The 11,046-nt window shown below is 57.1% G+C and carries 8 protein-coding genes and 1 pseudogene; 7 read left to right on the top strand and 2 right to left on the bottom strand.

Annotated elements, in window-relative coordinates:
• The first annotated feature begins 23 nt into the window (after nt 1-23).
• The 5 genes and pseudogenes from NKH70_RS30415 to NKH70_RS30395 all read left to right on the top strand — a co-directional run.
• Entirely contained in the window at nt 24-1,565 is a 1,542-nt protein-coding gene (locus tag NKH70_RS30415) for a trimethylamine methyltransferase family protein (RefSeq protein WP_353026985.1), read from the top strand.
• A 55-nt stretch (nt 1,566-1,620) separates the two neighbouring features.
• Complete coding sequence (locus NKH70_RS30410) at nt 1,621-3,270, top strand: ABC transporter substrate-binding protein (RefSeq protein WP_353026973.1); 1,650 nt, start codon at nt 1,621-1,623, stop codon at nt 3,268-3,270.
• Nucleotides 3,271-3,479: 209 nt separating this feature from the next.
• A complete protein-coding gene (locus tag NKH70_RS30405) occupies nt 3,480-4,253 on the top strand; it encodes an SDR family NAD(P)-dependent oxidoreductase (RefSeq protein ID WP_352814152.1) in 774 nt (257 codons plus the stop codon).
• Nucleotides 4,254-4,778: 525 nt separating this feature from the next.
• On the top strand, nt 4,779-5,555 hold the full coding sequence (locus tag NKH70_RS30400) for an SDR family NAD(P)-dependent oxidoreductase (RefSeq protein WP_353026971.1): 777 nt from the start codon (nt 4,779-4,781) through the stop codon (nt 5,553-5,555).
• 735 nt (nt 5,556-6,290) lie between these two features.
• Nucleotides 6,291-6,473 (top strand): annotated as a pseudogene (locus NKH70_RS30395) (transposase); the annotation flags it as partial.
• Nucleotides 6,474-6,703: 230 nt separating this feature from the next.
• On the opposite strand, the gene NKH70_RS30390 reads toward NKH70_RS30395, so the two are convergent.
• Together NKH70_RS30390 and NKH70_RS30385 are read right to left on the bottom strand one after the other, a co-directional pair.
• Nucleotides 6,704-7,732, bottom strand: coding sequence for an IS110 family RNA-guided transposase (locus NKH70_RS30390; RefSeq protein ID WP_353026983.1), 1,029 nt, complete (start codon nt 7,730-7,732; stop codon nt 6,704-6,706).
• A gap of 323 nt (nt 7,733-8,055) precedes the next feature.
• Nucleotides 8,056-8,274 (bottom strand): MFS transporter, encoded by a 219-nt coding sequence (locus NKH70_RS30385; protein ID WP_353026969.1) that lies wholly within the window; start codon nt 8,272-8,274, stop codon nt 8,056-8,058.
• Nucleotides 8,275-8,782: 508 nt separating this feature from the next.
• Here NKH70_RS30385 and NKH70_RS30380 point away from each other — a divergent pair.
• On the top strand, nt 8,783-9,565 hold the full coding sequence (locus tag NKH70_RS30380; RefSeq protein ID WP_353026967.1) for a class I SAM-dependent DNA methyltransferase: 783 nt from the start codon (nt 8,783-8,785) through the stop codon (nt 9,563-9,565).
• Nucleotides 9,566-9,699: 134 nt separating this feature from the next.
• Complete coding sequence (locus tag NKH70_RS30375) at nt 9,700-10,695, top strand: isopenicillin N synthase family dioxygenase (protein ID WP_353026965.1); 996 nt, start codon at nt 9,700-9,702, stop codon at nt 10,693-10,695.
• Nucleotides 10,696-11,046: the final 351 nt, after the last annotated feature.

The following is an 11,046-nucleotide window of genomic DNA, read 5'->3' as shown; positions in this document are numbered from 1 at the left end:
ATTATTCGGCTGCAGGGGACGCAATGATGGATGCTGATACTCCCGCAATCCGGCGCCGCGGAGGACGCGCGTCGGTCGTAGCTGCTCGAGAGGCGGAAAGAAAGCCGCGCGTCTCAACCATCAAGTACGGCATCCGGCCTGTCGAGGTCGTCACTGCTGAGCAGCTTGAGCGTATTCACCAGGCTTCCCTGGCGATCCTGCACGAGATCGGAATCGAATTCAGGGACGAACCGGCTCTCAGACAATGGAAAGAGGCCGGCGCCGATGTCCAGGGTCAGCGAGTGCGCCTTGAGGGCGAGATGGTTATGCATCTCATCTCCAAGGCCCCATCCCACTTCGAGATGACATCGCGCGATCCATCGCAGCTTTTCGAAATCGCGCCAGACACAATGACCTTCGGCGCCATGCAGGGCGCGCCAAACATACGGGATCTTCAGGGCGTACGACGTGCATCCACGATCGCGGACCTGCGAAACATGAACCGGCTGACCCAAATGCTGCCCGGGTTCCATATCGCCGGCGGGTTCACCTGCGAGCCCACCGATATCGCTGTTCCATGGCGCCATCTGCACATCAACCATTCGAGCCTTGTGGAAACCAATATGCCCTTCTTCGGTCTGACGACCGGGCAGCAGCGTGCCGAGGACTCGATCGCTATGGGGCAGATCGTCCACGGCAAGGCATTTATGGATCAGAACGCGGTGATGCTCGGTCATGTGTCGGGAAACTCGCCGCTGGTCTGGGATTCGACCATGCTGGAAGGGCTTCGCGCTTTCGTCGAGGCGAACCAGGTCGTCCTGCTGTCACCTTTTGTGCTTGGTGCCGCCAACACTCCTGCCGATATCCCCGCCACAATCGCCCAGTTGAACGCCGAGGCGCTCGCAGCGCTTGCCTACACCCAACTGGTCAGGCCCGGCGCCAAAATGATCTACGGGCAGTATTCGGTATCGGTCTCAATGCGCAGCGGCGCTCCGATGTCCGGCATGCCCGAAGTCACGCTCATCAACGCGGCCATCGGCCAACTGGCGAGGCGTTACGGGGTGCCGTGGCGAACCACTGCGTCTCAATCCTCCGCCAAGACCTTCGATGCTCAGTCCGGCTATGAATCGGCGGTTGCCTACATGTCAGGCGCCAGTGCCTGCGCCAATTTGATGATGCATGCCGGCGGCTGGGACGAGGCCGGTCTCGTCTGCTGCATGGCGAAGTTCGTCGCCGATGCGGAACAGAACCTGCTCATCGAAAAATATGCGCGGGGCATATCCTTCGAATATTTCGAGGACGCGCTCGAAGCTGTGCGGCGCATCGGCCCTGGCGGCCACTATCTAGGCGATTCCTTCACGCTCAAGCGCTTCAAGGACGCATTTATCGCACCTGAGATCCTCGATTACCTCAGCTACGAGCAGTGGAAGGTCAAAGGCTCCAAGGACATGGCGCAGCGCTGCCGTGAGAAGGCGAAATCGATCATCGAGAGCTATGAGCAGCCGCCCATGGATTCCGCTGTGCGCGAGGAACTGGATGCATTCGTCGCCAAACGCCAGGAGGAAATCTCGCCAAGCATTACCTAGGCCTCCGGCCACGAGCCCATGAGATCAATTGGGAACATAAACAAGGGAGAAGAAAATGGGATACTTCAAAAGTAATGAAGACCGCATTCCGGCTTCCATCGAAAAGATGGCGAGCGACGTCAAAGCACGCAAGATGGATCGGCGCGAGTTCCTCGCGCTCGCAAGCACATTCGGCGCCTCGGCTGCGATGGCCTATGGCTTGATTGGTGTAGCATTGCCCCAACCGGCACGCGCCGCTGAGCCGAAAAAAGGTGGAACTCTGCGCGTGTCCATGCCTGTACATGCGCAGAAAGACCCGCGTACTTATGACACAGTGGAAGCTGCCAATATCTCTCGATGCTGGCTCGATCCGCTGGTCCGCTATACACGCGAGTTTACGTTCGAGCCGGCGTTGCTCGAAAGCTGGGAAATAAATGATGATGCTACCGAATATGTGCTGCATGTGCGCAAAGGCGTCACATGGAATAACGGCGATGCCTTGAATGCCAACGATGTTGTCTACAACCTGACCCGTTGGTGCGAAAAAAGCGCGCAAGGCAATTCTATGGCCGGCCGGGTCGGCGCACTCATTGACGCCAAGACGGGGAAGGCACGAGAGGGCGCGATCACCAAAGCCGATGATCATACGGTCAGGTTGAAGCTCAGCGGTCCCGACATTTCGCTCATCGCAAGTTTCACCGACTATCCCGCGCTTGTGGTTCATCACAATTTTGATGCCGGTGGCGCCGATCCGGTCGCCAAACCCGTCGGCACCGGCGCGTTCGAGCTGGTATCATATCAAGTTGGCGTGAAAGCGGTTGTGAAGCGACGTGAAAACGGGAAGTGGTGGGGCGGCGAGGCGCATCTGAATGGCGTTGAGTTCATTGACTATGGCACCGATTCTTCGGCGACGCTGAATGCATTCGACTCCGGCGAAATCGACGCCAACCTTTCAACGCCGCCCGACTTCGTCGACCTGTTTGATAACATGAATCTGGTAAGGTCAGAGGTCTCCACCGCGACGACGGCGGTCGCCCGTACTAATGTCACGAACAAACCCTATGATGACAAGAGGGTGCGGAACGCTCTGCAGATTGCGGTCGACAACAATGTCGTGCTCCAACTCGGTTATAGCGGCCGCGGCACGGCCGGCGAAAATCATCACGTTAGCCCCGTCCACCCTGAATATTTCGCATTGCCGACCAAGACGCGCGATCTCGAGGGTGCGAAGAAGCTCTTGGCGGACTCGGGGCATGCCGACTTCGAGCATGAGCTGATTTCGATCGACGGGGACTTCGAGAAGAACACCAGCGATGCAATCGCGGCCCAGCTGCGGGAGGCCGGCTTCAAAGTCAAGCGCACAGTGATTCCGAGTTCGATTTACTGGAACGATTGGGCGAAGTATCCCTACTCACTGACGGTCTGGTACATGCGGCCACTTGGTGTTCAGGTTCTTGCCTTGGCTTATCGTACCGGCGAGGCTTGGAATGAGACAGGCTACTCTGCCCCTGATTTCGATGCCAAGCTGAAACAGGCGCTCTCGATCAATGACGTGGCCAAGCGGCGTCAAGTCATGAAGGATTTGGAGCAGATACTTCAGGATTCCGGCGTCATCATCCAGCCTTTTTGGCAAAAAGTGTATAGCCATATGGCCAAGAGGGTGAAGAACTATAATGTTCATCCCACCTTTCAATTGGACCTGCAAGACGTCTGGCTGGAAACCTGATCAACACCAAAGGCTGCGTCGGTAGCCTTTAGCAAGCTCGCTAGCTAGAGGGCATGACGTCGCCCAGTCAATCGGTGTTATTGCCGAAAAAGTGGAGCGCAAACCGGTCAAAATACAATCTGTCGTCAGCGGTACACTGACGACAGCTCGAGAACAGCCCTAATTTGGTTAGGCACAATGCAAGAACAGCGGACTTGGAGCAATGCCGTATGGACTACATGGAAAAATTCGGGCTCGCCGGTAAACGTGCCCTCGTAACGGGTGGGGGACGCGGCATCGGGCTTGAAATCGCCCGCGCTCTCGGCCAGGCCGGTGCGGCAGTCACCATCGCTGAATTGGACGAGAATAGTGCGATTACTGCTATGGCCGATCTCGCAACTCGCGGTGTGCTGGCAAGCTACCGTGCTGTCGACGTGACGAAGCCGGATGCGGTGACCGCGCTCGCCGACGACCTAAATGCCGACGAGCCGATAGATATTCTCATCAACAATGCTGGCATCGCCCGGATAGCCGAGGCGCTTGACACTTCAGACGAGGATTGGCTGGCAACGATGCGCGTGAATTCGGACGCTGCATTCTGGTGTGCGCGCGCTTTCGGCCGCCACATGATCGCCCGTCGCTCAGGCAACATCGTCAATATCGGATCCATGTGCGGCCTAGTGGTCACCCAGCCCCAGAACAACACCGCCTACATCACCAGTAAGGGTGCCATCCATATGATGACGAAGTCACTCGCCTGCGCGTGGGCTAAGCACGAAGTGCGGGTCAATGCCGTTGCGCCCGGCTATGTTGCCACAGAAATGACGCTGCCCCTGAAGGCTGACAACCCCTTGTGGCTCGATCGATGGCTCGAGCAGACCCCGCTGGGGCGACTCGCCCAGCCGGACGAAGTCGCCTCCGCAGTGCTGTTTCTTGCCAGTCCTGCGGCGAGCTATTGCACCGGCACCGTGCTGTCAGTGGATGGTGGCTATACATCCTGGTAAACAAGCAATGAATGAGTAAATAAATGCATGTCTTATATAGTTGCTTCCTCGAGTAACCAATGGTTTTTTGGGGTTCTAGTATGTCTGGAACGTTAACGCCGCCGAGTTGTATCCTCGATGAGTATTGCGCGTAGGGTGTATTGATGACAAATTCGGGATATGGGGTTCGCTGCGTCTGCCACGAATACTGCGGCCAAGATGGCTAAAGATTTTGACTGGCACTTACGGCACGAAGTGGCTGCCGACGGGTAGAGGGGCTTTAGCATTGGCCCACGATCTAACTCTTTCGGACCAGCGTCACTGGCTTCTGTCGGCCCTTCAGCGAACAATCGCAGGACGGACTGAAAAATAGATTGAGCGGTGAGCAGGTTGCATAGAGTCCCGTGGACGCTCTAAGGCTGGCTCATCCAACTGTCGGCTGATCGCCGACGCAGCTATGTTCTGATATGTAAAGCGCCTGTTACATCGGAGGCGAGACCTGAACCCTCGCTAGGCTCGTTATTGAGGATACCCATGGCTCACAGATTGGCAGGCAAGGTTGCAATCATCACTGGCGGCGGGCGCGGTATCGGCGCCGGCATCACCCAGCGCTTTGCGGAGGAGGGGGCAAAAGTTGCCATTGTGCAAAGGAACCCGCCGCCTAATACCATGCTCAATGAGCACATCATCTATGTAAAGGCAGATCTTTCGGGCTCCCAGGAAATTGCCTCGGCCGTCCAGACGGTTGCCGAGCGGCTCAGCGGCTTGGACATCCTCGTGAACAACGCCGGGATCATGTTCGAGAAGACGGTCGACGAGATGACTGAGGCGGACTGGGATCAGATGATGGATATCAACCTTAAAGCCCCATTCCTGCTGACGAAGGCGGCAATGCCGCATCTACGGAAACGGCCAGGTGCAAGCATCGTCAACATCGGGTCGATCGAAGGGCTAGCGTCCAATCCTGGACATCCTGCCTATTCCGCCTCGAAGGCCGGCATTCATGGTTTCACGGCGGCGTTGGCCGTGGATCATGGGCATGAGGGCATCCGCTGCAATGCCATTGCGCCGGGCTGGATCAATTCTGACCTGAGCGACCCCTATATCGACAGCATGCCGGACAGCGCTCGTGTCCGCAGGGAACTGATGGCCATGCATCCGGTCGGGCGCTTAGGCGAACCGAGGGACGTCGGTAATCTCGCTGTCTGGCTCGCCTCGGAAGAAAGTGCCTTTGTTACCGGTCACGTCTACGTCATCGATGGCGGCCGCACCAAAAAACTGCCGTTGCCGGTCGCGCGAGAGGCGAGCTCCACCGATATCTGAGCTCGCGTTGTCAGATTGTTGCGAAGATGAACGCTCTTCTTCGCCGATCCGAGTACTTTCAATGACCCGCTCGACACTAACCCGTCGATGAAGGTCGATGTCGGGCCAGAGGTGCTCGAGAGCATTCTTTCCCAGCTGGTGGAAGAAACGCGTGAAGGCGGAAAGGAGCGCGGCGGCCAAGAGCTCAAGTACAACGGCCCCGAGAACGCTTTAACATATCGAAGCAGAGCCGGACCGCATTGCCAGGATTTTTGGCCGATATCCGCTACCACGCGACAACCTCGAGTCCGACGTAGCGAAGCCGCTGCAATACCTTCTGGGGCAATATGTCGAAGGGGAGCAGCGCTACGACAAAGGAATGTCTCGTTGGGCGAACGTGCCGACTGAGAGTTACAGAGATCAGCACAGAGGCATCTACGTTGGATAATCGGTTCCTGCCGACGCCGCGGGTGACCTTCACAAGATCCAAATGCGGCGGGTGTCAATCGATAAATTTTGCATGCCGAAGCACAGCAGCGGGAGCAGGGTCGTAGCAACCAGCGACATTTCTGCCATGCTCCAGGGAGACGAGGCAGTGCGCCAGAATGTCGACCGAGCCGTCTTGATCAAGAAGGCCTTCGATTGGCGTTATGAACGCGAACGGCGTCTGTTGGTAAGCGTGGGCCGCAGGACTCGCCTCCAAGAATGGAGGAAGCCCTTTTTGAAATGCGTTGCGACACACCCGTCAAACACGCTGTCGAGCGCCTCAACGGCGAGATCAAGCGGCGCACCGAGGTCATCGGCATCTTCCCAAATGATGACGCCATCGTCCGCCTGGTTGGCGCGATCTTGCTCGAACAGAACGACGAATGGGCCGTGCAGCGCGCCAGATACATGACGCTTGTGTGGATGCCAGCCGTTTTGCAAGGAAGATTTTGAACCTTTGAACACGTGATCGAGTGCGGTCTTGTGTCAGGCCTTGAGTTGCGGCCATGACGTGCCGCGGGCCGGTATGGTGATGCGCGGATCAGGTCCAAATCTAGAAAGCGAGCGTGAGGCTCGGTGCGTCATTCTGGTTTTCCTGACCCCGATCTGATCGATCATTTGCCCATACAATTCAGGCCTTCCTCACATTCCCCGACGGACCGGCTTGGTGTGCTGCTGAATGCTCATGCAGGCACCGTTGCCGGATTCCGGTAATCCTCTTCCTTTGTCAGCATGGCCCAGATGCCACGCGCCATCTTGTTGGCCAGCGCGATGGCCACAAGCATGCGCGGCTTCTTCGCCATCATACGGGCGAGCCAGGAGCTCTCGGGCGCGCCCTTCCGGGATGCCCATCGGACCACAGCCATGGCGCCGATGATGAGCAGCCGTCGAATATCGCGTTGGCCCATCTTCGAGGTTTTTCCTAGTCGTTGCTTGCCGCCAGTCGACTTCTGCAACGGGACGAGCCCAAGCCAAGCGGCGAAGTCACGGCCGCATTTGAACGTCTCCATCGGCGGCGCGAAAGTTTCGATCGCCAGTGCGGCGATGGGGCCAACGCCGGGCATGGTTTGCAAGCGCCGAGATGCCTCAGCTTCCCTCGATAGGGCATCCATCTTCTTCTTCAGTGCGTCGATCCGGCCAGTCAGCTGATAGATCTGGTCCAGCAGATCGCGGCAGATCTCGCGGACCAGATCAGGCAAATTGGCGTTCTCGACCTCAACGAAACGTTCAAGTCGGCTCAGATAACGAATTCCCTGCGGCGCGATGTGGCCGAATTCATAGAGGTGCGCACGCAATGCGTTGACCAACTCAGTGCGGTGATTGACCAGCTGTTCTCGCGTGCGAAACATTATGGACCGAGACTGCTGCTCCTCGGTTTTCATTTCGACGAAGCGCATCGTTGGCCGTTGCGCTGCCTCGACGATCGCCTCCGCATCCGCTGCGTCGTTTTTCTGCCGCTTGATGAACGCCTTGACATACCGAGGTGCAATCAGCTTCGGCTGATGGCCAAGCTGGACCATTTCGCGAGCCCAATAATGGGAGCCGGCGCACGCCTCCATCGCCACGACACATGCCGGCTGACCCTCCATAAACCTGCAAAACTGCAGGCGCGACAGCTTCTTGCGAAATAGGACAGTTCCGTCAGCCGCCGCTCCATGCAGCTGAAAGACGTTCTTTGCTAGATCGATCCCAATGATGGTAACTTTTCCCACGGATGCCTCCTTCCATTTTGTGGCGTTAAGCACCACAAACTTGGCACATTGCGATGCCGTCGGAGAAGGCTGGCATCCACCCCATCTGGAAACCATCAGCCAAATGAGCGATGATCCGCTCATCAGCCTGCCAGCGGTGGCACGCTGATCATCCCGGCCCCCATGCCGGAGAGCGCGGCGACCAAGCCGTCAGCTACACCACTCCCTGGGACACGATCGCCTCGGTCGTTCGTTCGATCGAAAGTACTGTGGAGAAAGCTCTGCTTGATGCAGGCGAGAAGGTGCTGGCCTACTTCCTTGTCCGCTGCCGTGAGCCGATGATTTCAGACGAAGAAAGTTATCCAGGTAGGCGTGCCGAATGTCGCTGTCCAAAGTGGAGGCGTTTGGAGTTTGCGCTGGAGCGAGCAGTTTCGTGCACCGGCACGGGTAACGGCGTGGCGCTTCGCGCGTATGCAGCCGAGAAGGGCGTCGATACTCTTTTCGGTTCTGGAATAGCCGACCCTGGCAACGATCCACTCCCCGGCTTCAGATCGAGTGCCCACTCCGGTGCGGGAAAATCCGAACTTTCTTGATCCATTCTTGCCAAGGACTCACCGGCAAAACTCTCCCTACTGCGGCAACCAGCAATAGAGCCCCCGCGGCGCCCATCAACGCCCAGGTCAAGGACTAGTTCTGGGCGACAGCACCCCAGATCCAGCTGCCGGCGGAATGTAGTGCAGTCGCTCGCTGGCGTGGATGGTCAAATAGTCAACGCCTTGTTCGGCCTACTCGATCACGCTTAACAGTTATGGCTATAGGGCGACGTCAACGAATAGCGGTCACAAGTGACGCCATCGGACATTCTGTCAGCTTTGTCGCGCCTGCGATACAGGGTTATCTGGCCGATTTCTCATTTTGCCTCAGCCCAAATAGCGGGAAACACTCGCCAAAACTTGTTTTCTTCGCCTCGTTCGGCCAATTGGCACGAGTTTTGATGCCCTGGTTTTCGAGACGGCAGCAGGTGCCGACCGACGGCGCGGATGACCATCTGCCGTAGACGGAGATACTGTCATGAACACCCACGATCAGGAAACGGCATTGGAGCAAGCCGCACGCAAGCGCATCAAGGATTCCCACACCCTCGACGGCGACCCTGGTCGCTTGGTCCACTTCTATCGTGGATGGGCTACTTCGTACGATGGGGATGTCGGCCGCGAAGGATACTACGGGCCGATGGTCGTGGCAGAACTGGCGGCAGCCATGCAGACTGCCTATTTGGCCGGGGAGCGGGCAGCCATCGCAATCCTGGACGCTGGCTGCGGAACAGGCCTCGTCGGGATGGAAATGGAAAGCCTCGGGTTCCGGTTGATCGACGGGTTCGATCTCTCTGAGGAGATGGCCGAAAAGGCTCGACAAACCCGCGTCTACCGCCATGTCCGAGCTGATGTCGACCTAAACGGGCTGCCCTCCGAATACGTCAGTGCAAGCTATGATATCACGGTCTGCTGCGGTGTCTTCGCGCCCGGTCATGTCGGACCAGATGGGCTGCGCGAGCTGGCTCGCGTCACGCGCCCGAACGGATTCGTCATCGCAAGTACGCGCAAGAGCTATGCGGAGGCCACATGCTTTGAAGAAGAGGTGCGGCGTCTGCAGGATGAGCGCATCCTTGTGCTGGCACAGTGTCTAAACGAAGGCAGATATACCGCGGATGAGGACGCGCACTATTGGGTCTTCCAGGTGCCCGAGAAGGTCAGTGCAGCAGAGGAACAGAGGTTGTCATTAGGCTGTCGGCTCTCGGTGGCGAAACGGGCAACCAACGAAACGCGATGCGAAGACCCGAACACCTCCGGATGACCTACGACGAGCATCGGTTCTAGCACTGCATCGCGACCCATCGAGATTTCCCGACGTTCTTCGCGTTGCGATGGTCAAACAACCAACTCGGCCGAAGCGATGCGTCGACCCCCTTGTCAAACAAAGGTGTACCTATGTCCAAAGATTTCGTAGCCATCCTAGACGACAAGCTGCACGCAAAACGTGAAAGCTTTGACAAGCTACCCTTGGTTGATATAGCGCCGCTCCTCGATGGTACGAACAAACAGAGGGTAGCCAAAGAGATACGCTGGGCGCTGTCCAACGCTGGTTTCATGTATGTGAAAAACCACGGTATTCCGCTGGATTATGTGGACTCGGTATTCGAGGTAAGCCGCCGGTTTTTTGATCTGCCAAGGTCGCAGAAGATGTCGTTGCATATTAGCAAATCCGATGTGGCCTTGCGCGGATACATCGAGCCTTTCGGGGAGAACACAGATCCGGGTAAGACAAAAGACCTGAAGGAGTGCTTCGACTTCGGACCTGAACGTTCGACATTGGAGGGTCCGTTTTTTGGCCCAAACCAGTGGCCCTCAAGCCTGCCCGAGTTTCGGAAACTCACTTATGGTTACCATCAAAAGATGGAGGGCCTCGCCGCAAAACTCTTGAAGGGCATCGCGCTCAGTCTGGACCTGCCGGAAAAATATTTCGAGAGCCTCATGCGGGATCCAATCAGTATTCAGCGCCTAATTCATTACCCGCCGCAGAGTGGCTATGTCACCGAAGATGTTATCGGTATCGGCGCCCACACGGATTACGGCAATCTGACAATCCTCGCGCAGGACGACGTGGGTGGTCTTCAAGTGATGAACCGAGATGGCGATTGGGTAGAGGGCATTCCGATCCACGGCACATTCGTAATCAACATTGGTGACCTAATTCAGCGGCTCACCAACGATGTCTACTTGGCGAACTTGCACCGCGTGGTGAACACCTCGGGGCGTGAGCGGTATTCAATCCCCTTTTTTATCGATGCTGATTTCAACACCATCATAGAGCCATTGAGCTCATGCATCACAAACAGCAACCCGCGTCGCTACAAGCCCGTGACGTGCGGCGAATATAAACTAGGGCGTTTCGCGACGAGTTACGTTCACTTGGCCAAAGCGTGATGAGAGCGGACAGGCACTTACGCGCAGCCCACCTGGTGGTCCGACATGTCCGGGCGCGAAGACACCGCAGCAGAGCGCGATATCATAGCCTGCACTGAAGTATTCGGAGGGTAGCCCGTCCGTTAAGGTCCACATCGCCTCGGACATGGCGGCAGACACAGCTTTGCCGAGCTTTTTCGTCCATCTCCACGATCCATCGACCCCCGATAAACCCGGAGGCTGAGGACTTAAAACTCGTGCCTATCGGCCGAACCAGGCGAAGAAGCGAAATGAGAAATAGCTAAACAAGGCTGTGTCGCAAATCGACAAGTTGATAGAATCTCGGATACCGTCCACTTTGGACAATTACAC

The organism is Mesorhizobium sp. M0991 (assembly GCF_040318915.1).
Taxonomy (GTDB): Bacteria; Pseudomonadota; Alphaproteobacteria; order Rhizobiales; family Rhizobiaceae; genus Mesorhizobium.
Note: the sequence above shows the minus strand (reverse complement) of the source record. Positions and strands in the feature narration are given on the sequence as shown.